The 21235-nt window shown below is 55.9% G+C and carries 24 protein-coding genes; 16 read left to right on the top strand and 8 right to left on the bottom strand.

What is annotated here, in order from left to right; translation table 11 throughout:
* Nucleotides 1-45 precede the first annotated feature (45 nt).
* From GS646_RS15495 to GS646_RS15480, 4 genes are read left to right on the top strand one after another with little or no spacing between them, the layout of a single operon-like run.
* Complete coding sequence (locus GS646_RS15495) at nucleotides 46-1173, top strand: ABC transporter ATP-binding protein (protein WP_171095765.1); 1128 nt, start codon at nucleotides 46-48, stop codon at nucleotides 1171-1173.
* On the top strand, nucleotides 1173-2063 hold the full coding sequence (locus tag GS646_RS15490; RefSeq protein WP_171188581.1) for an ABC transporter permease subunit: 891 nt from the start codon (nucleotides 1173-1175) through the stop codon (nucleotides 2061-2063). The genes GS646_RS15495 and GS646_RS15490 overlap by 1 nt, the downstream gene beginning before the upstream one ends.
* Entirely contained in the window at nucleotides 2060-2878 is an 819-nt protein-coding gene (locus GS646_RS15485; RefSeq protein ID WP_171095769.1) for an ABC transporter permease, read from the top strand. Before GS646_RS15490 ends, GS646_RS15485 begins: the two co-directional genes overlap by 4 nt.
* Entirely contained in the window at nucleotides 2875-4176 is a 1302-nt protein-coding gene (locus GS646_RS15480) for an FAD-binding oxidoreductase (RefSeq protein WP_171188583.1), read from the top strand. The genes GS646_RS15485 and GS646_RS15480 overlap by 4 nt, the downstream gene beginning before the upstream one ends.
* 9 nt (nucleotides 4177-4185) lie before the next feature.
* On the opposite strand, the gene GS646_RS15475 is transcribed toward GS646_RS15480, so the two are convergent.
* From GS646_RS15475 to GS646_RS15465, 3 genes are read right to left on the bottom strand one after another with little or no spacing between them, the layout of a single operon-like run.
* Entirely contained in the window at nucleotides 4186-5055 is an 870-nt protein-coding gene (locus GS646_RS15475) for a phosphotransferase family protein (RefSeq protein ID WP_371732092.1), read from the bottom strand.
* A gap of 50 nt (nucleotides 5056-5105) precedes the next feature.
* Complete coding sequence (locus tag GS646_RS15470; RefSeq protein ID WP_171188585.1) at nucleotides 5106-5768, bottom strand: flagellar hook capping FlgD N-terminal domain-containing protein; 663 nt, start codon at nucleotides 5766-5768, stop codon at nucleotides 5106-5108.
* Nucleotides 5769-5771: 3 nt separating this feature from the next.
* Nucleotides 5772-6995: a flagellar hook-length control protein FliK gene (locus GS646_RS15465; protein ID WP_171188587.1), complete on the bottom strand. Its 1224-nt coding sequence runs from the start codon at nucleotides 6993-6995 to the stop codon at nucleotides 5772-5774.
* Nucleotides 6996-7106: 111 nt separating this feature from the next.
* Here GS646_RS15465 and GS646_RS15460 point away from each other — a divergent pair, with 111 nt between their 5' ends.
* The 6 genes from GS646_RS15460 to GS646_RS15435 all read left to right on the top strand — a co-directional run bounded on the left by GS646_RS15460 (nucleotide 7107) and on the right by GS646_RS15435 (nucleotide 10796).
* Entirely contained in the window at nucleotides 7107-7382 is a 276-nt protein-coding gene (locus GS646_RS15460) for a rod-binding protein (RefSeq protein WP_171188589.1), read from the top strand.
* On the top strand, nucleotides 7372-7731 hold the full coding sequence (locus GS646_RS15455) for a flagellar export chaperone FlgN (protein WP_171188591.1): 360 nt from the start codon (nucleotides 7372-7374) through the stop codon (nucleotides 7729-7731). Before GS646_RS15460 ends, GS646_RS15455 begins: the two co-directional genes overlap by 11 nt.
* A gap of 209 nt (nucleotides 7732-7940) precedes the next feature.
* Nucleotides 7941-9152: a flagellin gene (locus GS646_RS15450; protein ID WP_171648351.1), complete on the top strand. Its 1212-nt coding sequence runs from the start codon at nucleotides 7941-7943 to the stop codon at nucleotides 9150-9152.
* A gap of 77 nt (nucleotides 9153-9229) precedes the next feature.
* Entirely contained in the window at nucleotides 9230-9604 is a 375-nt protein-coding gene (gene flaF, locus GS646_RS15445) for a flagellar biosynthesis regulator FlaF (protein WP_171188594.1), read from the top strand.
* A complete protein-coding gene (gene flbT / locus GS646_RS15440) occupies nucleotides 9604-10005 on the top strand; it encodes a flagellar biosynthesis repressor FlbT (protein ID WP_171095786.1) in 402 nt (133 codons plus the stop codon). The genes flaF and flbT overlap by 1 nt, the downstream gene beginning before the upstream one ends.
* A 122-nt stretch (nucleotides 10006-10127) precedes the next feature.
* A complete protein-coding gene (locus tag GS646_RS15435) occupies nucleotides 10128-10796 on the top strand; it encodes a DUF1217 domain-containing protein (RefSeq protein ID WP_371732091.1) in 669 nt (222 codons plus the stop codon).
* Between the two features lie 89 nt (nucleotides 10797-10885).
* On the opposite strand, the gene GS646_RS15430 is transcribed toward GS646_RS15435, so the two are convergent.
* The 3 genes from GS646_RS15430 to GS646_RS15420 form a co-directional block, all read right to left on the bottom strand.
* Nucleotides 10886-12460 (bottom strand): DUF427 domain-containing protein, encoded by a 1575-nt coding sequence (locus GS646_RS15430; protein ID WP_171648353.1) that lies wholly within the window; start codon nucleotides 12458-12460, stop codon nucleotides 10886-10888.
* 106 nt (nucleotides 12461-12566) lie between these two features.
* Nucleotides 12567-13268: a helix-turn-helix domain-containing protein gene (locus GS646_RS15425; protein WP_171095792.1), complete on the bottom strand. Its 702-nt coding sequence runs from the start codon at nucleotides 13266-13268 to the stop codon at nucleotides 12567-12569.
* Complete coding sequence (locus GS646_RS15420; RefSeq protein ID WP_171188601.1) at nucleotides 13240-13527, bottom strand: hypothetical protein; 288 nt, start codon at nucleotides 13525-13527, stop codon at nucleotides 13240-13242. Before GS646_RS15420 ends, GS646_RS15425 begins: the two co-directional genes overlap by 29 nt.
* A 176-nt stretch (nucleotides 13528-13703) precedes the next feature.
* Between GS646_RS15420 and GS646_RS15415 the strand changes: the two genes are divergently transcribed.
* The 4 genes from GS646_RS15415 (at nucleotide 13704) to GS646_RS15400 (ending at nucleotide 17620) form a co-directional block, all read left to right on the top strand.
* A complete protein-coding gene (locus GS646_RS15415) occupies nucleotides 13704-14162 on the top strand; it encodes a hypothetical protein (RefSeq protein ID WP_171648355.1) in 459 nt (152 codons plus the stop codon).
* A 109-nt stretch (nucleotides 14163-14271) separates the two neighbouring features.
* Nucleotides 14272-14889: a ribonuclease HII gene (locus GS646_RS15410; RefSeq protein ID WP_171188749.1), complete on the top strand. Its 618-nt coding sequence runs from the start codon at nucleotides 14272-14274 to the stop codon at nucleotides 14887-14889.
* A 107-nt stretch (nucleotides 14890-14996) separates the two neighbouring features.
* A complete protein-coding gene (locus tag GS646_RS15405) occupies nucleotides 14997-16097 on the top strand; it encodes a site-specific DNA-methyltransferase (protein WP_171188606.1) in 1101 nt (366 codons plus the stop codon).
* A 140-nt stretch (nucleotides 16098-16237) separates the two neighbouring features.
* Complete coding sequence (locus GS646_RS15400) at nucleotides 16238-17620, top strand: adenylate/guanylate cyclase domain-containing protein (protein ID WP_171095801.1); 1383 nt, start codon at nucleotides 16238-16240, stop codon at nucleotides 17618-17620.
* Between the two features lie 79 nt (nucleotides 17621-17699).
* Here the strand turns inward: GS646_RS15400 and GS646_RS15395 are convergent, their stop codons facing one another.
* Both GS646_RS15395 and mutY read right to left on the bottom strand, forming a co-directional pair.
* Nucleotides 17700-18836, bottom strand: a complete 1137-nt coding sequence (locus GS646_RS15395) for an alkane 1-monooxygenase (RefSeq protein ID WP_171095803.1) — start codon at nucleotides 18834-18836, stop codon at nucleotides 17700-17702.
* A gap of 62 nt (nucleotides 18837-18898) precedes the next feature.
* On the bottom strand, nucleotides 18899-19954 hold the full coding sequence (gene mutY / locus GS646_RS15390) for an A/G-specific adenine glycosylase (RefSeq protein ID WP_171188608.1): 1056 nt from the start codon (nucleotides 19952-19954) through the stop codon (nucleotides 18899-18901).
* Between the two features lie 81 nt (nucleotides 19955-20035).
* On the opposite strand from mutY, the gene GS646_RS15385 reads away from it, so the two are divergent.
* Both GS646_RS15385 and GS646_RS15380 read left to right on the top strand, forming a co-directional pair.
* Nucleotides 20036-20542 (top strand): DUF721 domain-containing protein, encoded by a 507-nt coding sequence (locus tag GS646_RS15385; RefSeq protein WP_171188610.1) that lies wholly within the window; start codon nucleotides 20036-20038, stop codon nucleotides 20540-20542.
* 13 nt (nucleotides 20543-20555) lie between these two features.
* Nucleotides 20556-21218 (top strand): DsbA family protein, encoded by a 663-nt coding sequence (locus GS646_RS15380; RefSeq protein ID WP_171095810.1) that lies wholly within the window; start codon nucleotides 20556-20558, stop codon nucleotides 21216-21218.
* Nucleotides 21219-21235 lie beyond the last annotated feature (17 nt).

Below are 21235 nucleotides of genomic sequence, written 5' to 3'. Positions count from 1 at the left end.
CGGCCCCGCACACAAAATGTCCAAACTGACTATGCGGGGGCTGCCTTGAATTCTGACGTCTTTGCGCCGTGGGATGACCCACAGGCGAAACCCTTGATCCAGTTTCAGAACGTGACCAAGCGCTTCGGCGAGTTCACGGCGATCGACAATCTGTCACTGGATATATTCGAGCGTGAATTCTTTGCCCTGCTTGGTCCGTCGGGATGCGGCAAGACAACGATGATGCGGATGCTTGCCGGGTTCGAAACCCCAACCGAAGGTCATATCCTGTTGGGCGGTCAGGATATTGACCCTATTCCACCCAACAAGCGCGCTGTGAACATGATGTTCCAGTCATATGCTCTTTTCCCGCATCTCAGCGTCTGGGAAAACATCGCGTTTGGTCTGCGTCGGGACAATATGCCGAAACACGACCTTGAAGAACGGGTTGAAGAAATGCTGCGCCTGACCCGATTGGAGCAGTTTGCCCGCCGTAAGCCGCATCAGATTTCAGGTGGACAACGACAGCGCGTTGCTTTGGCGCGCTCTTTGGCGAAGGCTCCAAAACTTCTGCTGTTGGATGAACCGCTGGGCGCGCTCGACAAGAAACTGCGCCAAGATACGCAGTTCGAATTGATGGATATTCAAGAGAAAACCGGCACCACATTTGTGATCGTCACCCACGATCAGGAAGAGGCCATGACAGTCGCCAGCCGAGTGGCGGTGATGGATCAGGGACAATTGATGCAGGTTGCTACGCCCGACCGGATCTACGAGAACCCGGCCTCGGTTTATGTTGCTGATTTCATTGGGGATGTGAATATTATCGAAGGCCGTGCAGCCCCATCGGGTGAGGATACTTATCAGATTGATTGGGCCGAAGGTCAGGCTCCTATAACGGCGTCATCATCAACGGGCTTCTCAAACGGTCAGTCCTGTCATCTGGCTATCCGCCCCGAGAAGGTGACCATCTCAGCCGAGAGGCCAGCCGATGCGGTCAACGCTGTTCAGGGCAAGGTTCATGACATTGCCTATCTGGGCAATCTGTCCACCTATCATGTGGAATTGGCAAACGGCACAATCATCAAGGCGCAGACGGCCAACACCCGCCGAATCTCGCGCCGTTCGTTCACTTGGGAAGACCCGGTCTGGCTGTCGTGGACAGCGACGGCTGCGGTTTTGCTGGCGAACTGATGCGCCGCGCCGTTCTGATCGCCATCCCTTATGTCTGGTTGCTGGCACTGTTTCTGGTGCCATTCTTCATCGTTCTGAAGATATCGCTGTCAGACACCGCACTTGCCATCCCGCCTTATACTCCGACGCTAGACCTGTCCGCCGGTTGGGCGGGGATCAAAGAGTTTTTCAGCGAACTGGATTTTGAGAACTATGTCTGGCTGACTGAGGATGATTTGTATTGGAAAGCCTACCTGTCCAGCGTCAAGATCGCTTTGATCTCGACCTTCTTTACATTGCTGGTCGGCTATCCCATCGCCTATGGCATGGCCCGCGCGCCTCAGGAATGGCGGCCAACGCTTATGATGCTGGTGATCCTGCCCTTCTGGACCTCATTCCTGATCCGAGTTTACGCGTGGATGGGTATCCTTTCGAACGAAGGGTATCTGAATCAAATCTTGCTGTGGACGGGTCTCATTTCGACGCCGCTGACGATCCTGAATACCTCGACCGCTGTCTATATTGGCATCGTTTACACCTATCTGCCCTTCATGATTCTGCCGATCTATTCGGCGTTGGAACGTTTGGATGGGTCGCTGATTGAGGCGGCCGAAGATCTGGGCTGTTCGCGTTTGCAAGCCTTCTGGCTGGTGACCATTCCACTGTCCAAACCCGGCATCATTGCAGGTTGCTTCCTTGTAATGATCCCGGTGATCGGTGAGTTCGTGATCCCCTCGCTTCTGGGCGGTTCGGGCACGCTGATGATTGGCAAGGTGTTGTGGGAAGAGTTCTTCTCGAACCGTGACTGGCCGGTGGCCAGTGCAGTGGCGATTATCTTGCTACTGATCTTGGTGGTTCCCATCGTGCTGTTCCAGCGCAACCAGCAGAAACAGGCGGAGAGTGACGGATGAACAGGTTAAGCTGGTTCAATACTGTTTCGCTGACGCTGGGATTTGCGTTCCTTTACATCCCGATGATCATCCTGATCGTTTTCAGCTTCAACGAAAGCAAACTGGTTACGGTCTGGGCCGGGTTTTCCACCAAGTGGTACGGAGAGCTTCTACAGAACGAGGCGTTTTTGGATGCCGCCTGGGTCACAGTCCGGGTAGCGGTTTTTTCGTCAACACTGGCAACCATTTTGGGAACGGCTGCTGCATATGTGCTGGTCCGCAGCGGGCGTTTTTTTGGTCGGACGCTGTTTTCTGGCATGATCTACGCGCCGCTGGTGATGCCCGAAGTGATCACCGGCCTTTCGTTGTTGCTGCTGTTTATCGGCATCGGTCTGGATCGAGGAATTCTGACCATCGTTCTGGCGCACACCACCTTCTCAATGTGTTTCGTGTCGGTGGTTGTATCCTCGCGTCTCATCACATTTGACCGGTCATTGGAAGAAGCAGCGCTTGATCTCGGATGCTCACCCGCGCAAGCTTTCCGCCTTGTCACACTGCCGATCATCGCACCGGCGGTGATTTCGGGCTGGTTGCTTGCCTTCACCTTGTCGCTGGATGATCTGGTGATTGCGTCTTTCACATCAGGGCCGTCTGCGACGACCTTGCCGATCAAAATTTTCTCGGCCGTGCGTCTTGGTGTAAGCCCGGAAATCAACGCGCTGTCCACGATCATGATTGCTGTGGTGACGGTTGGGGTCATCACGGCCTCGCTTGTAACCAAACGAGCAATGGTTCGTCAGCGGCAGGACGAATTAGCCGCTGCGCGCACCGAATGAAGCGGATTTTTCCGAACTACGCGTACAGCAACGCACCACGCGACGGGTGTTGGTGGGATGAAACGGTTTCCGGCCCCGATTGGCCAGAGGTTCAGGAAGACCTGCAAGTAGATGTCGCCGTGATCGGCGGTGGTTTTACGGGGATTTCTGCGGCCTTGCATTTGGCTGAAACCACTTCGGTTGCGGTATTCGAAGCTGGCCCTCCGGGATGGGGTGCGTCCGGACGCAATGGCGGCTTTTGCTGCTTGGGTGGCTCAAAACTGAACGATGCCGCGATGGCACGACGGCATGGTCGCGCCGAGGCGCTGGCCTATGAAACAGCCGAAGCAGATGCCGTGCAGTTGGTCGCCGATCTTCTGGCGCGGTATCACATTGATGCGGACACGCATTCGAACGGTGAAACCCAACTTGCGCATTCAAAACACGCGATGGATGTGTTGCGCCAAAAGTCAGACAAGACCGGGATAGTGCACGAGGCCAAAGACTTGCCCGCGCTGGGAATGGAGGGGGCATTTTACGGGGGGTACACGATGCCCGTCGGATTTGGGTTGAACCCACGGAAGTACCTTTTCGGGATCGCACGCGCCGCCAAGACCAAAGGTGCACATCTGTTTCAGAACAGCCCGGTTTTGGGTGTCAATAAAACCGCTTCGGGGTTTGCATTGCGAACCCCAGGAGGGCAGGTCAATGCGCAAGTTGTTTTGGTTTGTACCAACGGGTATTCCAGCGAAGATATCCCGGATTGGATGTCAGGGCGTTACCTGCCAGCACAATCGACCGTTATGGTCACGCGACCGCTCAGCCAGACCGAGCAATTGGAACAGGGCTGGACCTCGGCCCAGATGTGCTATGATACGCGTAATCTTCTGCATTATTTCCGCTTGATGCCGGACGGGCGATTTCTGTTTGGTATGAGGGGTGGGTTGCGCTCTTCTGCCCGTTCAGAGGCATCAATCCGGGCAAAGGTTCAGCAGGATTTCAAAAAGATGTTTCCCGCCTGGTCGAAGGTCGAAGCCACGCATATGTGGTCCGGCTTGGTGTGTATGTCGCGTGCGTTGACGCCCTATGTTGGACCTGTACAGGGGCAACCGGGTATGTTTGCCGGCTTTGCTTATCACGGAAATGGCGTTGCCATGGGAACCTACAGCGGACGGGCGCTGGCCAGGTTGGCCCTGGGGCAGAGTGCCGGTTTGCCTGCAGCTATGTGCCAAACGCCTGAAAAATTCCCACTGGGGCGCTGGCGTCGCGCGCTCATGCCGCCAGCCTATGCCCTGATGGGCCTTGCGGATCTTAGATAAAGGCGAAAGTCACAGGGCCGCTGCTTCCAGCTTCAGTCCTTCGGCATAATCGGGCGCGCCGTTTTCCGCGCGCCACAGGCAATAGGTGGCCATGCGCCACGCATACCAAGGTTTTAAGCGCAGGTAACGGTCCGCAATTTCCGGATCGCCGTAGGCGTTCAGAAACTGCTCTTCTTCGAACTTTGCCAAAGCGGCCCCTCGGTACAGGCGTTGCATGGCCGGAGAAAGAAACAGTGCCAAATCCTCGGTTGGATCACCAAGGGCAGGGCATTGCCAGTCGATCAGTGTCAGGTTTGTTCCTGCAACCAGGATGTTCCCAGCTACCGGGTCGCCATGAATCAGGCACGTCTTTTTCGCAGGCGCCACCGTTTCCATGGGTTGCTGTTCCAACAATTTGTGCCGCGTCTCGGATGAGCAGCCCTGCAGAATACGAACCCCATGCGCCCTGAGGTCCTCACTGCCGTTGCATCCGGCTGGGGCTGAAAAAGAAAGCGTGAGGTCGTGTAACCTGCGCAGCAACGCACCAACCTTGTCGGCTCCTTCCTGCCAGGGTGTTCCAGGGGCATGGTCATAGAAGACCCAATGCGCATCTTTGTACCGTCCTGAGTCGCGCAACCTTGGTACGAACCCTTCTGGCCCGAGGGTTTTGAGGCATTGCGCCTCTAACTCTGGGTCATTGCGAAACAAGGGGTTGCGAAGGGCCGTGTTGTACAGCTTCAATACCTTGTCGCCGCTGTCTTCCAAAACCTTCCATACCCGATTGGTGCGCCCGCCATAGAGTGTTTCAAATCGCGCGCGCGCGCTGACCAACCCCTGAGCGCAGAGGTGGTCAACCAGATCGCGAGGAGGGGCAGGCGTTTCAGGCAGGGGTCTTGTCACTTCTTTTGGCGAGTCAATTTGCCAAGCTTTGGACGCTCCAGCGCCCTAGATCAAGCGCCAGTTCGGACGGCGTTTACGTCGCTTGCTGAAATCACTTCCCCGCCGCTAAGGGTTAGAAGCACTGTATTACCGCCAACCTGAGCCTCTATGACGCGGTTGTAGGCTTCGACTGGTGTTTGGGTCAGCAGCTCTCCATTTTTGAAGCTTTCCAGCGCCGCTGTGTAGTTGCCGGTGCTCATTGGATTTCCCGAAGAGGTAACGCCGGCCCACACAAATTCGGATTGAGCAGGGGGTACAGTTACTTTGTCGAGCACGGTCCCGTTTTCGTCACGTATCACCAGCTTGGCTGTATCAGCTTGTGGATCAGCCTGGGCAAACAAGGTCTTGGGCTGTCCGTCAAAGTGAAAGGCGGAAGTTGATCGGACGTCCATACCGACCCAGCTTGCAAGGTCACTAAGGTTCACACTGCCCAGCGTGCTTGCCAACGATGACAGATGATCATTGGTCTGAACTTGCTGCTCGACCATCGAGAACTGGGCCAGTTGCGACGCGTATTGTGTCGAGTCCATCGGCTCAAGCGGATCCTGATTCTGGGCTTGCGCTGTGAGCATCATCAAAAAGGTTTCGAAATCCGATGTAATCGCGGACGTCTGTGCGTTGTTTGCAGACGGCTGAGAGCTTGCTGCCTGCGCCGTATTCACTGGGGTGATCATGTGTCAAAACCTCATATCGATGCCCCGGCTTGGGACTAAAATTTGTGGTAGAGAGTCGGTTTGAACATCCGAATCGCCTTTTATCGGTTCAAAGACGGATCCCGACTCGGTCTTGTTGGTGTTAGCCCAGCCCGTGTCCGCGTCGGAGGCTGTACCCAGATCAAAGCTCAACGCACCGTATCCCAGTTTCTGAAACTCTTCCGTAAGTAAGGAAATGTGACGTCGCATCAGCTCCAGGGTTTCTGGGCGTTCCAAGGCAATGGTCATGTGCAGCCCGTCATCGCGCCCGTTCAGAACAATGGAAACACGCCCCAATTCTTCGGGGTTCAATGCAATTTCAGTTATCCCGGCCCCCGGACGCGTCTGAATGGTCGCCGCCAACTGCCCGGCGATTGCACGGGCGAGCTCGGCGCGAGCTGACGCAGACGGCGCAGAAAGCTGCGGCGTTGTTTCTCTCGGAGCAAGTTGGAGCGGTTCGTCCTTGGCGAAAACTGTTGGCTCAGCTTCCTGAACAAGGGTGTTCTGTTCATTTTCGGCAAGCGTTGCCATCAGTTGAAGCTGTGCAACGGGTGGCGCGCGATCTGGTATTGCTGGTTTGGACGTTGCGGGTGTGACTTCTGTTGGTTGTACAGGGTCAGTGTTTTGAAAGTTGGGACCGATGTCCGGCACGCTTAATTTGCCGTTTGCTTTGGTCATTTGCTCGATAGGTCGGCCATTCTCGGCTACCTTCACAGGTATCCGCTGTTGGGCCACAGCAGTGTGAACCAATCCTGCATCAGATCGCGCTGCTGTGGGTGCAACAGGATCGGCGATGTTATGCTGGCCCGGGGACGTAGAAATGTGCGGTTGCTCAGGCAGCTCACTGCCAGAAATACGCCGAACGCCCGCCTTTAGCAGAGTGCTTGGATGCTGATCTCCTTCAGGAATGAACATCCTGTCGGCACGTTTTGTTGAGTTGCCCGCCAGAGTCGCAACAAGTTGCGGTTCCGCAATCGGGGCAGCTTGGGGCTCTGTTTGATCTGCTGATTCTGTTTCAGTTCCCGAGTCTTGCATTTCAGGAGCAGTAACCAGCAGCTCGGGTTCAGGCGGCTCATCGCCGCCCGTTTCTTGCCCAAGAATGTCTTCAAAGCTTGTCACTTCACCGTTCTGGCCAGCCTCATTGCGCGTCGAGGCGGGTTTGGCAACGGCTGTCGACGTCGTCGTGGGCAGCATAACTGGGTTGGGCATTTTGCTCCGGCTCCGTGTGATTGCTCTGCACTCTGCCGGTAGGAAGTTACGTTTATTTTAACTGCTTTCGCCTTTGATCAAGAAAGTTCGAAGCAAATTTCGGAGAAAACAATGCAGGTTTCCAAGAGCCTCTCAACGGGTCCGGCACCTTTGACTCACACCCGCCTCAAAAACGCAGCCATTGAGTTGGAGGCGGCTTTTTTAAGTGAAATGCTTAAATCAGCTGGGCTGGCGCAGACACGACAGAGTTTCGGCGGCGGGGTCGGCGAAGACCAGTTTGGATCGCTTCTTGTTCAGCACCAGGCGCAACAACTGGCTCAGTCCGGGGGCGTTGGGTTGTCTGAAATCCTGCTCAAGTCACTGATGGAGAAAGCCGATGACATTTGAAGCCGACATGACGCTGATCAAATCACTGGAAGAAGTTCTGGATCTTGAGCGCGCGGCTCTTGTGCAAGGGGATCTCGATCGTCTGGCCCATATGGTGCCGGAAAAAGAGAAACTGATCGGTGCAATCAACGATCTTCAAGTGCAGGACAGTGACGCGTTGATTCGCGTCCAGCGCAAGGTCGAGCGGAATCAGGCGTTGCTGAACAGTGCAGCCGACGGCATTCGGGCGGTTGCCACCCGTATGGCCGAACTGCGGCGTGTTCGACAGGAATTCAGCACCTATGGCGCCGACGGTCAACGCAGTCAATTTGCAGTTCGCAGCACTGTGAAGTTGGAAAAGAGGGCATAGGCAGAAGTTTGATTCAAATCCGAAATTATGGGTTCTGAGGTTTTAGCATTCCGTTAGGGGGTCTGGTTCAAAAGTGGTGCTGCACCTGGAAACGGCAGGTGGCGCGAACGGCCAAGTGGCGCGTCGCACAGGTCAGAAAGACACCAAAGCCCGCAGGTCTTGTGGGGTGAACATGGGCAAAATGGCCCAAACGGAAAAGGATGAAAGCTATGTCCAGCATTCTGACAAACAATGGCGCGATGGTTGCGCTGCAAACGCTGAAGTCTGTGAACAAGAACCTGGCGATGACCCAGAACGCGATTTCGACCGGCAAAGACGTCGCGACGGCCAAGGATAACTCGGCGGTTTGGGCGATTTCGAAAGTGATGGAATCGGATGTCAAAGGTTTCAACGCCATCAAGGACAGCTTGGCGTTGGGTGAATCGACAGTCGCCGTTGCACGGAACGCGTCTGAAACCGTCACAGATCTGTTGACGCAGATGAAAAGCAAGATTGTCGCCGCGCAGGAAGACAACGTTGATCGGGGTAAAATCAACGATGACGTGACAGCATTGAAAGAGCAGATCGCATCGGTTGTCAGCGCCGCCCAGTTCAACGGCCTGAACCTGGTTGATGGATCAGCAGGCTCAGCCTCGATTCTGGCGTCGTTGGATCGCGACAATACCGGTGCAGTTACGGCATCTTCCATCTCGGTATCCGGGCAGAACCTGTCCACTGGCGGCTACGCCACAAAACAGGTCTTTGATGGGTCAACCGGTGCGTCGACCGGCAATGACCGTGTTGGCGCAACCATTGACAACGGTGCGACCGCTGCGACCGCGTTGGTGACCGATGAATCTAGCGGTGCCTTTGCCGCCGGGGACAAGGTTGTCGTCGCAATCAATGATCAGGTTGTCTCGTACACTGTGTCCGCAGAGGACGCTGCGGCGACAACCACTGGTGACCTTGTCGCAGTGGGGCTGAAGTCAAAGATTGAAGAACTTGGAATTACTGGCCTGACGGTCGACTATGATTCTGGTACGGCCGGAACCTTGTCAGTGACCAACGGCACTGGTTCTGACCTCTCGTTCTCTGCTCAGTTCGTGAACGCGGGTGCTGGTGGTCTTGGCGCTCTGGCCGGTATTGATGTGTCGACAGGTGCGGGGGCGACCGCTGCATTGGCTGCAGTCGAGTCGCTGATCGACACGTCGATTGACGCATCGGCCGCGTTTGGTTCGGTGCAAGGCCGAATTGAGACCCAGAAAGAGTTCATTTCGAACCTGTCTGACTCGTTCAAGTCCGGTATCGGCTCGCTTGTCGATGCAGATATGGAAGAGACCTCGGCTCGTCTGCAGGCGCTTCAGGTACAGCAGCAGCTGGCAACTCAGTCGCTGTCGATCGCCAACCAGGCCCCGCAGTCGATCCTGTCGCTGTTCCGCTAATCAAAAAAGCAGGCCGGGGCACGATGTTTGTGCCCCGGCCCTGATCGCCTGACGGCGACCCTTTGGAAGGATTTCAAGTGACACTGCAAACCCTCGCTCAACACAGCTATGCGCAAACCGCCACGCCAACGCGGACGCCTCGCGATACCGAATATGAAGCTATCTCCAGAATCACGCGGCGTCTCAAGGCTGCAACAGCACGCAAAGCGACGGATTTCTCGGCGTTTGCGCAGGCGGTGCATGAGAATCGGCGGCTTTGGGGGGTGCTGGCAACAGGCGTTGCGGATTCCGCAAACGCGTTGCCGAACGATCTGCGGGCGCGCATATTCTACCTTGCCGAGTTTACCGAACAACACAGCAGTCGTGTATTGGGAGATGGGGCAGCGGTTGAACCATTGTTGGAAATCAACACGGCTGTCTTGCGCGGCCTGCGTCAGATGAGGGCAACTTAATGAGTGGACTGGTCCTGAAACTTGCCCCGAAAGAAAGAGTGCTGATCAACGGCGTGGTTATCGAAAACGGGGATCGCCGCAGCAGGTTTTCAATCATGACGCCGCAGGCCAATGTCCTGCGTTTAAAGGATGCGATCCATCCGGACGAAGCCAACACGCCGGTGCGTCGCGTTTGTTATGCGGCACAATTGGTTTTGTCCGGTGACATGGAACCGGAACACGCCCGGCAGCAACTGCTGCGCCGTGTAGAGGAGTTGAGTCAGGTCTTTACGGATGCAGACAGCCGCCGCGTTCTGTCTGAGGCTACCGACGCGCTGGTGGCCGAGCACTATTACAAGTGCCTCAAATCCCTCCGTTCGCTTCTGCCAAGAGAAGAGCGCTTGATGGCGTATCAGCAATGACCTTTCAGCCTGTTGTCCCTTCCGGAGGAATCGTTGGCTGGCGATTTCTTCAACGCACTTACGAAGGCCAGTTTCAAAGCTTTTCCTCGTCAGCGGCGAATGATCGAGAGACGAAATATTTCATGGAAAACATTGGCAAAGTTCAATCAGCAGAAGACCTGGTATCGGATCGCAGGCTGTTGCAGGTCGCTTTGGGTGCGTTCGGACTGGAAGGCGATTTGGATAACAGGTTTTTTGTTCATAAGATCCTTGAAGATGGCACGCAGGCTGACGACGCTTTGTCAAATCGCCTTGCAGACAAGCGGTATCGCGAGTTTTCAGACGCTTTCGGGTTCGGCCCGGGGGCTGCCAGGAAAACGGCGCTTAGAACAAATATGGAAGAAATTGCGCAGGCCAATTTGTCTGCTCGGTTCGAAATCGCCGTAGGCGCTTCGGATGAGACGATGCGTATCGCGCTTTATGCTCAGCGGGAACTCGCAGACCTGGCAAACAGCACGTCCAGCGCGGATACTAAGTGGTTCGATCTGATGGGATTGCCGCCCTTGCGCAGCATGATGGAGACAGCGCTTGGGTTGCCTCCGTCCTTTGCTCAGCTGGACATTGACGCGCAATTGGTCGAATTCAAAGACAGGTTGTTTCAATTGACCGGATCGGAAGATCTGGCGCAGTTCTCGGATCAGAACGCTATCACGGAACTGACCGACACCTATCTGGCCCGCAGCCAGATTGCACAGCTTCAGAACACGATTTCACCGGCACAGACTGCGTTGATCCTGCTTGGGGCTGTGTGAACGGAACGTTCCGCCTGAGGTCGGATTGCGTCTGATGTTGGGCTGGATCACCGGACGCCAGATGAATTGTCAGAGCACAAGTATCAGCCTTAGCCGTCGAGTATAGCATCCGCCGCAGTGCGCAAGGCGTAAGATACGACTGGTTGAGACACATTGTGTAACGCTACCGCACCCAGCGGCAAAGCGTTGGAGCATGCTGGTTCAATGTCTTCGGACACAACAATCCGATGCCCTTTTGTTTTGCCAAATTCACCCAAACGCGCGGCTATATTTGCGGCTTGACCGATAACCGTGAAATCCAGGCGCTCGCGCGACCCCACGTTGCCATAAGTCACGCGCCCGTAAGCCACGCCGATTGAACAGTCGCAATGTGCATCAGAGCCGTCTTTTCGCAGTTCACCCAACGTTTCCACGATTTGAATTGCCGAACGTTGTGCATTCACCCGAGCGGTCGTGGCGTCCTCTTCCGAAACTGGAAAGACGGCCAAAACAGCGTCGCCGATGAACTTCAGAACTTCTCCTCCGTTGTCGTGCACGATGCCCGACACCGTTTCAAAGAACGCATTCAGCACATTGATGTAAGCGGCTCGGCCCAGTTTCTCTTCAAGGCTAGTCGAGTTGCGGAGATCGCAGAACATGATCGCCGCGTCGATTTCATCCCCATCGCCGCGCCGGATCTCTCCGCCCAAAACGCGGGCGCCTGTGCGTTTGCCGACATATGTTTCCAGCAAAACCTGCGCGTTTTCACGTTGCATGAAAACTTCGTAGAACCGAGCGATCACCGCAGAACACTCGAACACCAGGCCCAGGTTTTCCGTGGTAAATCCATCCGGATGATCACAGGTCAGCGTCAGAACATTTGTCCGCCCATCGGAAAATGGCAGCGGCATGGCGACATAATCGGTCGCGCCTTTGGCCCGTAAATCCTCCATGATCGGGAAGCTGTTATGCGGGTTGTCATCGTTCAGCCGTTGCCGCACGCCGCCAAGACCGTTCGAAACATGGCGCAGTGGGCTGTTGATAAAGGCCGGATGATCATAGATTTCGTAGGTGGGTGCTCGGGTCAGAATCTCTCCTTCGCCTTTTTCCCAGATATAATGCTTGCCCACGATCAAGGGGTGTAGGGACCATGCCAAAATACTCAGACGCTGGATCGCGATACCGTGCTCCAGCATTTTTTCAGCTAGTGCTTCGGTAAAGCTCTCTGGTGTCGTCGCTGTCGACGCACCGCGCATCAGCCAATCAATCAGAGGCCCGCTGATGTTGCCATCATCAACTTCACGCAGGCGGTTGTCGCCTAAATCTATCCGTGTATACGCGCCAGCTGTAAAACCGATGCAGCCTTGTATTGCTTTGCTTTCCGGCAAAGTGTCTTCGTAGGCCCAGACGGAATTGGCCAGCGTTTCACCTGGCAGGCTGATGTCGTGATAGGTGGCGGTGCCCTTGAACGGGCAGAAGGTTTGCAGTTCGGTTTCTGCGCTCAAATCTACACATACGTCCGAACGCGGCACGTAAACCGTGGGCGGCAAGCGCGTTTCATACATAACCTTGGCATTTGTGCTTTCAGCCAAAAGGACGTCATCGCGGTAAATCGCAATCCTGCCGCTCAGAGGCTCGACAGAGATTCCGTAACCGGTCATCTTTGGTGCGGCGTGGACGTTCATAAGCGACCTCCCTTGCCTTTGGTATATACAGAATGGGCGTTCCCATCGCACTTTCCAAGAGGCTGAAATGGGATTTTACCGAATGCGAGCGTGGGCTGCCACGTGATCAAACCATCTGAATGACGTCTTTTTCTATGGACAGCATATAGCCTTTCTTGGCGATATTCTTGACCAGAAGTTCGCTGACCATTTGATTTCCAAGCGCGTCGCGCAGCCGTTTGATCCGCGTTGCGCCTGCGGCTTCGTCGCAGTCGGCAGCGTCGCGACCGGAAATCATTCCTTCGATCTGGGCACCGGACAGAACCTCGTCATCCAGCCGTGATTCCGCCAGAACGGACAGGGTTTCCATGGCGGCGGGCGTCAGTTTGAAATCCATATTGTTGAGGTAAACGGTGTTTTCCTCACGGCTGATCAGCAGGGATGTCACCTGAATGCCGGTGCGTTCGATCTGTGCCATGCGTCGATTCATCAGAACCAGCATCACCAGAAAGACCAGTGCCGAGATCATCATCGCGCTGGCGAAAACCAGCAATACGTAGATGACCATCCGGTAACTGGACAAGGTGTCGGCAAAGGCTGTGCCCGATTGGGCCAAGATCTCAAGTAACCGGATTTCTGTTTGCGAGGTCAGGTCAGCCTCGACAAACAAACGCTCGACACGCGCGTTAAACGCATTTGCATCTGGCAAGGTCCAGAACAGAAAAATGGCGGCCGTAATCAGAATAAGAACGATGGCAGCGATGCCCAGCACAACCAGCCGGACGCCCGACCGGCGCGCATCAGAAACGGAGATAGAATTGTCCGGCATTGCCCTTCCTCTGATCCAACCCTTCTGGTCCAAAAACGGACTGAACCTCAAGCAGGGTCCAGCCTGACGCGCTCAGGCGCTGGGCGATTTCTGCTCGGGCCTGACCCTTATCGCAGTTCGAGACTTGAATAACCCCGTAATGCAAACGCAGAGGGTTGTCCTTTTTCGCCTTGTAATCCGCATAGCAATCCGCTGCAGACGCAGCAGAGCCAAGCGATATCAGGGCCACAAAGGTCAGAGAAGAGCGGAGCTGTTTCATAGGCCGCATCCTGCGCATGAGTTGCCGCGATATTCAATAACCTAAGGGGTTTGCGGGATCTGATATCCGATAACACCGGGCCGTTATTGCTTGGCAGGAACGGCTGCCCCCAGTGTCAGGGCAATCAGGACGCGGTCTGTCACACGGTCGCTCAAACAATCAGAAGGACACGCCTTATGCATAAGAAATTCATCGCTTTGATCATTGCGACCGCGGTTGCCATTACCGGCGTCTCGGCCTCTCAGGCGCGGGCAGCGGATGCAAAGGACATTCTGGGTGGTCTGGCGGCTATTGCGATCATCGGGGCCGGAGTTCACTACGATAACAAGGAAAAGGATAAGAACCGGGCGGCACGCCATCAAACGTATACTCCGAAACCTTACAAGCCCCAGCCGGTGCGCCCATTGCCGCCGCGCGTAGCCCGGTACGATCTGCCCCAGCGCTGCTTGCGTACGTATAACAGCTATTCACAGGACCATTTGTTGCTTGGTCCGAAGTGCCTCAAGAAACACTACAAACATGCCAATAGCCTGCCCCAAGAGTGCAAGGTTGGTTTCTGGAATGGCAAAAAGGTCAAGCGGGCATACGAACCTGCGTGCCTGCGCCAGAAGGGATACCGCGTCGTTTACCAGTAACATCGGTTGAGCAGGAGCGGTGCCAAAGAAGTGCCGCGTTGGAGAGGGCAGTGTGGGCTGCCCTCTCTTTTTACTTGCGGTGCTGCGTGAAACGCGGTTTTCCGATGGCATGACAAAGCCAGATTTCGAACTTGAGCAAGCGCTGCTGGAGCGGGGCCATATCCGTATCGCCGGAGTGGATGAAGTCGGGCGCGGCCCTTTGGCCGGACCGGTTGTTGCCGCCGCCGTGATTCTGAACGCAGAGGATATTCCCGAGGGGTTGAATGACTCTAAGAAGCTAACTGCAAAACGTCGGGCTGCACTGGACGCAGAGATTCGCGCCAGCGCCGAGTTTGCTGTCGCAGAGGCCACGGTTGCCGAGATTGATGAGATCAACATCTTGCGGGCCTCGCATCTGGCGATGCTGCGCGCGGTCGAGGCACTGACACCGGCCCCCGATTTCCTGCTGATCGACGGAAATATGATTCCGCGTGGTATGAAGATCCCGTCGCAGGCTGTTGTAAAGGGCGATGCCCGTTCGGTGTCGATTGCAGCTGCTTCGATCCTTGCAAAAAACTGGCGCGATCAGGTGATGGTGGATTTGGCGCAACAGCATCCGGGTTATGGATGGGAAACCAACGCCGGTTATCCGTCAAAACAACACAAAGAAGCGCTGCAAAATCTTGGCGTGACCCCACACCATAGACGTTCGTTCAAGCCGGTGCACAATATCTTGTATCAAGAGTAAATCGTAAGCTGCTGATTCAAAAAAGAAATTGACGGCGAATCGTCTTTGACTCATCCTTGTCTCAACCAAATGAGCGCAAAAGCGCCGTGGATACTTGAGGCAGTGATATGACAACGACCACCAAAAAGGGCGCAAAAGCGCTCCCTTTAAACACGATTCTATCCGGGGACTGCATCGAAGTGATGAACAGTCTGCCCGAGGCGTCGGTTGACCTGATTTTTGCGGATCCGCCCTATAATCTGCAGTTGAAAGGCCAGTTGCACCGCCCGGATAACTCTCAGGTGGATGCGGTTGATGATCACTGGGATCAGTTTTCCAGCTTTGGGGCTTATGACCAGTTCACCCGCGAATGGCTGAAGGCGGCGCACCGACTGCTGAAGCCCAACGGCGCGATCTGGGTTATTGGGTCTTATCACAACATTTTCCGTGTGGGTTCGGCCCTGCAGGACGCGGGGTACTGGATTTTGAACGACGTTGTATGGCGCAAGTCGAACCCGATGCCGAATTTCCGGGGTAAACGCTTTACCAACGCGCATGAGACGATGATCTGGGCCAGCAAGCGCGAAGGTGCAAAATACACCTTCAACTATGAAGCTTTGAAAGCGCTGAACGAAGGCGTGCAAATGCGCAGTGACTGGGTGCTGCCGATCTGCACCGGGCATGAGCGTCTGAAGGATGAAAACGGCGACAAAGCGCATCCAACACAAAAGCCAGAGTCCTTGTTGCACCGCGTATTGATTGGCTCGACCAATCCGGGCGATGTGATTTTGGATCCGTTCTTTGGCACAGGTACAACCGGTGCAGTCGCCAAAATGCTAGGTCGCGAGTTCATCGGTATCGAGCGCGAGGAAAGCTATCGCAAAGTGGCCGAGAAACGCATCGCCAAGGTGCGCAAGTTCGACCGCGAGGCGCTGGAAGTCAGCGCCAGCAAACGTGCCGAACCGCGCGTACCCTTTGGCCAACTGGTCGAACGTGGGATGCTGAGACCCGGCGAAGAGCTGTATTCCATGAACCAGCGCCACAAGGCCAAAGTGCGCGCCGATGGCACGCTGGTCGGTCAAAACGTCAAAGGCTCGATCCATCAGGTTGGCGCGCATCTGGAAAACGCCCCTTCCTGCAACGGCTGGACATACTGGTGCTTCAAGCGTGATGGAAAAACCGTACCCATCGACGTTCTGCGTCAGCAGATCCGGGCCGAGATGAACTGATTTCAAGAACACCGCCGGTGCCTGTGGCCTGACACTAGGCACTAAGCCTTGCCCCGCCGATCCTACGGCGGGGTCTTTTGTTTTGGCATCAACAGTGATTGCATGACAATGACCCTGACACTGCAAGAAAGATCACGGCCATGACCGAGACGACCGCGCAGCCCCGCCGCAGCCTGTTTTTTACACAGCCTGATACATACGATCTGGATAACAAATATACCGAGGCCGCGTTAGAACGGCATAAGCGCGAAGGGTTGGAACTGGCCGTGCGTGCCCGTTGGGTGGCGATGGCGCTGACTGGCGTTCTTCTGATTTTCCTGAACCCGCAGTGGGAGGTGCTTTGGTATCACTTCATCCTGCTTTTGATCTGCGCGAACGGTTGGCTGATCCGTCGGGCCGGTCGCGTTGGGCAATCCCGTGCCGAGCTGTTTTTGATCTTCGTCGATCTGCTGATCATGACGCTTGGAATGATCGTACCTAACCCGTTCAGCGATGATGTCCGGCCGCTGGCGATGCAATATCGGTTCGATAACTTCCAATATTTCTTCATCATTCTCGCTGCTGGGACTCTGGCCTATTCTTGGCGCACGGTGATTGCCATCGGCTCCTGGACCGCGATGATGTGGACGGCGGGCTGGATCATTGCCTGGTGGGTGGCGACACCCATTCCGGGGATCAGCGAAAAGGTTGCAACGGCATTGCAGGGCTATCCGGACGTTGCCGAATTGTTGGACCCCAACAGCTTCATGGCCCCGCAGCGTATCCAGCAGGTCATCGTTTTTGTCATGGTTGCAGTGACATTGGGTATCTCGATGCGGCGACTGAACCAGCTGCTGATGAGCAACGCCGGTTTGGAACGGGAACGGGCCAATCTGTCGCGATATTTCTCACCCAACGTGGTGGATGAACTCAGCCAGAATGACGAACCGCTGAAACAGGTCCGTAAAGAGAATGTGGCGGTCTTGTTCATCGACATCGTGGGTTTCACAAAATACGCCGCTGGCCGTGATCCTTATGAGGTCATCGAGGTGCTGCGGGGCTTCCACGCCCGAATGGAGACCGAGGTGTTCCGGCACCACGGAACCCTGGACAAGTATCTGGGTGACGGGCTGATGGCGACCTTTGGCACGCCGGTGCCGACGCCCTTGGATGCAAGCAATGCGCTGGGCTGCGCGCGCGCGATGGTGAAGGTGATCGACCGCTGGAATCTGGATCGTCGGCGTGCGGGAGAATCCGAAATCCAAGTTGGTATTGGGGTGCACTATGGCTCGGTCGTTTTGGGGGACATCGGCGCCAACCGGCTGGAGTTCGCAGTGATCGGTGATGCGGTTAATGTGGCGGCCAAGCTGGAAGCGCTGACGCGCGAGTTTCAGGCAAACATAGTTGTCAGCGATGCTGTGCGGGAACGGGTAGCCGAAGAAAATCCCACTGTGCCAGATGCGATGGAAGGTTTCACTGCACATCGCGATCAATCTGTCCGCGGGGTAGAGGCTCCGATGAATATCTGGGTGATGAAGAACTGAAACCCTCCCGCCCATCAGAACAGCATCGAAGATGCCGTGCTGACAGTTGGGCCAGACAGCGCGCAGACGCGCGCTGCGGTCACGCTTTGGGCATCTGGTTCATAGCCTTGTTATAAGGGTGCCAATCCGTAATTTCGGGATAGTAGTGACGTCTCCATTCCCGAACACGCGGGTTCATCACCCGCCGCCAAAGCGGAGGGATCATCGCCGCAACGGTCATCACCGGATAGCCATACGGCAATTGTGGGGCTGAGTCTGGTCTGTGATGTTGCAACAGGGGAAACCGACGGTTGGGTTTGTAGTGATGGTCGGAATGGCGCTGCAGATTGATCAGCAACCAATTTGACGCTTTATGCGCCGCATTCCAGGAATGACGCGGCAAGACGTGTTCGTACCGACCGTCGCCCAGGTATTTACGAGTTAGGCCGTAGTGTTCGACGTAGTTGACCAGCTCAAGCTGCCAGATCGCAACTCCGGCTTGCAGCAGAAACAGGGCCAAACCAGCCCACCCTCCGATCAGCGCAGCCAGCGCCAGCATCGCGCCTTGCAGGGCCCAGTATCGCCAAAACGGGTTGGAGCGATCCGTCCATGGCCGGTCTTTACGGGCCAGCTTGTCGCGTTCGGCGTTGAAGGCTGACAAAAAGCATTGCCACAGAACGCGGGGATAAAAGCGGTGGAACCCTTCGTTGTACCGCGCCGTCACCGGATCGCGCGGTGTGCCCACGTAACGGTGATGGACCAGCAGATGTTCGGACCGGAAATGAGAATACAGCACCATGGCCAAAAGGATGTCACCCAGCCATCGTTCGCCCCTACTTTTCTGGTGCATAAGCTCGTGGCTGTAGTTGATCCCGATTGTACCGGACAGGACGCCCATACCGAAAAACAGACCGATTTTTGCGGGCGTCGACAGATGGTTGGTGTGGGTTGCATACCAGATCAGGCCAAAGAGCGTCAGGAATTGAAGCGGCACCCAAAGCTTTGTCAGTAGGATGTACCAGTGCAACACATCATCAGATGTCTCCGGATCCGCATTCTGCTCGTTCAGGCCGGTGATCCGGTCCAGAACCGCAAACGCCCACCAAGTCGAAAGAGGGATCAACAGGACCCACCAGCCTCCGGCAATTGCGGTGAACCAGATTAGCGGGATCAATAGCAGAGACACCCAGAAAGGGGATGCGGACTGCCAGCGGGACAGTGTGCCTGTTGCGATCATCTTCTCTGCTCCGACTTTTTCGAACATAACCTAGCCGCGACCCAATGGATTGCACAGCGGTCTTATTGTTGTCTCCACAGATCATAGGCTTTGCGCATCACCGTGGGCAGATCGCTGGGCTTGAAACTATGCTTGTCCAACACTGTCAGGTGCTCGGGGACGTTGTCATCTTCGATATCGGCGGACCAAACCCTGAGTATCAAATGGAAATGCGTGAAGGTATGGCGAACTTCAGCCGGCAGGATCGCCCAATCTGCCGGGAACGGGGCGCTTTCGGCTGGCGCATCGTTCCACTCTGATCCGGGCCAGCCCAGCATTCCGCCCAGAAGGCCCTTATCCGGCCGACGCTCCAAAACCATGGCCCCGTCTGCCTTACGCGCAATATAGACGTGGCCATAACGGGTGGGTTTGGGCCTTTTCGGCGTTTTTCGGGGAAGGTCGGCCTGGGTTCCTGCGATGCGGGCCTGACAGGGGTCACGCAACGGACATATGCCGCAGGCCGGAGATTTCGGCGTGCAGATCGTGGCCCCCAAATCCATAACAGCCTGAGCATAATCCCCGGGTCGAGTGGTCGGCGTCAGGGTCTCGGCCTTTTCTTTTAGCAAAGATTTGGACCCTGGCAAAGGGTCGTGAATGTCATAAAACCGGGCCATGACCCGTTCGACATTGCCGTCCAGCACTGTTTCGGGCTGATCAAATGCAATGGCCGAGATCGCAGCGGCGGTATACGGGCCGATGCCGGGCAGTTTCAGCAATGCATCATAGGTGTCAGGAAACTGGCCATCGTGGTCTTGGGCCACAGCACGGGCGCATTTCAGCAGGTTACGGGCACGGGCATAATACCCAAGCCCAGCCCATTCCCCCATCACCTGTTCATCCGGCGCAGCGGCCAGCGCCTGAACCGTTGGCCAGCGGGTAGTGAAACGCAGGAAGTAATCGCGCACGGCCGCCACGGTGGTCTGCTGCAACATCACTTCGGATAGCCAGACCCGATAGGGGTCAGGGCGCACCCCTACGGCCCGATCCGCGGGGCTGACGCGCCATGGCATGTCGCGCGCGTGGCGGTCATACCACTCCAAAAGCGCGGCGCTGACGGTGAATTCAGGGGAATCACGCAAGTTTTATTCATCTCCTTGTCGGGTTTCGCTGGCACCCGATGGTCTGCCTATTACAATAGCGGTGTAGGAGTGGGAAACCAGATGCAACGCAGACGTTCCTCGACCCGCGGGTTCAAACGCACCGCGTCTTTGCTGAATGATCAGATCCGGCGCGCCGGTGAAAGCCGGGGCTTTGCTGTGTCGCGGTTGTTGACCCATTGGGCCGAGATTGTAGGTCAGGACACCGCTGCCATCGCGCGCCCGGTCAATGTGGGCTATGGTAAGGGCGGCTTTGGTGCGACCCTGACCGTGCTGACCACCGGCCCGCAGGCACCGATGCTGGAAATGCAGAAGGAACAACTGCGCGGTAAGGTCAATGCGGTTTACGGATACAACGCCATCAGCCGCATCCGCATCACCCAGACCGCCCCGACCGGATTTGCCGAGGGGCAAGCCAGTTTCGACCACAAGCCGAAGCAGGCAAAACCCCAGATTGCACCTGACGTTGCCGCCGAAGCAGACAAAGTGTCACGCGACGTGAATGATGAAGATTTGCGCGCGGCTCTTGAACGTCTTGCATGCAACGTTTTATCCAAACAGAAACGCTGAGAAAGGGCTGAGAATGAGCCGTATTGCAACCGTAATCTGTGCGGCCGTCGCCGTCGCCGCTGGCGGCTATTGGCTGTCGCTGTCAAATTCCAATTCGTCCAACCTGTTGGTGGGCACTGCCGAGGCGCAGGAGGCGGATATTGATACCTCGACCATCATCGAAATGGTGCAGGGTGCCGAAGACGCACCGGTCGAGATCATCGAATATGCCTCTTACACCTGCCCGCATTGTGCGAATTTTCATCAGGGCGCGTATAAGCAGCTTAAGAAAGACTTTATCGATACCGGAAAGGTAAAATTCACCTATCGTGAGGTGTATTTTGACCGTTACGGTTTGTGGGCGTCGATGGTTGCTCGTTGCGCGGGACCGGAGAAGTTTTTTGGCCTCACCGACGTGATCTACGAGAAGCAGTCCGAGTGGACACGCGCGGGCGGTCCGGCTGAGATCGTTGACGAGCTGCGCAAGATCGGTCGTTTGGCCGGGATCGACGGCGACCAGCTTGAAGCGTGCCTGCAAGACGGCACCAAAGCGCGTACGCTTGCTGCATGGTATCAGGAAAACGCTGAGCGCGACGGCATTCAGTCGACCCCGTCCTTCATTGTGAACGGCAAGAAGGTCGACAATCAATCCTACGCGGATTTCAAGAAGCTGATCGAAGCCGAGCTTGGCAGCTGATCTTCTTCCGGTCGACC

Origin of the sequence: Ruegeria sp. HKCCD4315 (assembly GCF_013112245.1) — a bacterium.
Lineage (GTDB): Bacteria > Pseudomonadota > Alphaproteobacteria > Rhodobacterales > Rhodobacteraceae > Ruegeria.
The sequence above is the reverse complement of the archived record's forward strand: the minus strand, read 5'-3'. Positions and strand labels throughout refer to the sequence as shown.

What these genes read in the sequence shown, in the direction of transcription:
- GS646_RS15480 (WP_171188583.1), top strand. Translation starts at nt 2,875, where the DNA reads ATGAAGCGGATTTTTCCGAACTACGCGTACAGCAACGCACCACGCGAC.
- GS646_RS15435 (WP_371732091.1), top strand. Translation starts at nt 10,128, where the DNA reads ATGGAAAACATTGGCAAAGTTCAATCAGCAGAAGACCTGGTATCGGAT.
- GS646_RS15485 (WP_171095769.1), top strand. Translation starts at nt 2,060, where the DNA reads ATGAACAGGTTAAGCTGGTTCAATACTGTTTCGCTGACGCTGGGATTT.
- GS646_RS15465 (WP_171188587.1), bottom strand. Translation starts at nt 6,995, where the DNA reads ATGCCCAACCCAGTTATGCTGCCCACGACGACGTCGACAGCCGTTGCC.
- flbT (WP_171095786.1), top strand. Translation starts at nt 9,604, where the DNA reads ATGAGTGGACTGGTCCTGAAACTTGCCCCGAAAGAAAGAGTGCTGATC.
- GS646_RS15385 (WP_171188610.1), top strand. Translation starts at nt 20,036, where the DNA reads ATGCAACGCAGACGTTCCTCGACCCGCGGGTTCAAACGCACCGCGTCT.
- GS646_RS15425 (WP_171095792.1), bottom strand. Translation starts at nt 13,268, where the DNA reads ATGCCGGACAATTCTATCTCCGTTTCTGATGCGCGCCGGTCGGGCGTC.
- GS646_RS15405 (WP_171188606.1), top strand. Translation starts at nt 14,997, where the DNA reads ATGACAACGACCACCAAAAAGGGCGCAAAAGCGCTCCCTTTAAACACG.
- GS646_RS15470 (WP_171188585.1), bottom strand. Translation starts at nt 5,768, where the DNA reads ATGATCACCCCAGTGAATACGGCGCAGGCAGCAAGCTCTCAGCCGTCT.
- GS646_RS15490 (WP_171188581.1), top strand. Translation starts at nt 1,173, where the DNA reads ATGCGCCGCGCCGTTCTGATCGCCATCCCTTATGTCTGGTTGCTGGCA.
- GS646_RS15410 (WP_171188749.1), top strand. Translation starts at nt 14,272, where the DNA reads ATGACAAAGCCAGATTTCGAACTTGAGCAAGCGCTGCTGGAGCGGGGC.
- GS646_RS15420 (WP_171188601.1), bottom strand. Translation starts at nt 13,527, where the DNA reads ATGAAACAGCTCCGCTCTTCTCTGACCTTTGTGGCCCTGATATCGCTT.
- GS646_RS15455 (WP_171188591.1), top strand. Translation starts at nt 7,372, where the DNA reads ATGACATTTGAAGCCGACATGACGCTGATCAAATCACTGGAAGAAGTT.
- GS646_RS15395 (WP_171095803.1), bottom strand. Translation starts at nt 18,836, where the DNA reads ATGATCGCAACAGGCACACTGTCCCGCTGGCAGTCCGCATCCCCTTTC.
- GS646_RS15400 (WP_171095801.1), top strand. Translation starts at nt 16,238, where the DNA reads ATGACCGAGACGACCGCGCAGCCCCGCCGCAGCCTGTTTTTTACACAG.
- GS646_RS15415 (WP_171648355.1), top strand. Translation starts at nt 13,704, where the DNA reads ATGCATAAGAAATTCATCGCTTTGATCATTGCGACCGCGGTTGCCATT.
- GS646_RS15380 (WP_171095810.1), top strand. Translation starts at nt 20,556, where the DNA reads ATGAGCCGTATTGCAACCGTAATCTGTGCGGCCGTCGCCGTCGCCGCT.
- GS646_RS15450 (WP_171648351.1), top strand. Translation starts at nt 7,941, where the DNA reads ATGTCCAGCATTCTGACAAACAATGGCGCGATGGTTGCGCTGCAAACG.
- GS646_RS15460 (WP_171188589.1), top strand. Translation starts at nt 7,107, where the DNA reads ATGCAGGTTTCCAAGAGCCTCTCAACGGGTCCGGCACCTTTGACTCAC.
- GS646_RS15430 (WP_171648353.1), bottom strand. Translation starts at nt 12,460, where the DNA reads ATGAACGTCCACGCCGCACCAAAGATGACCGGTTACGGAATCTCTGTC.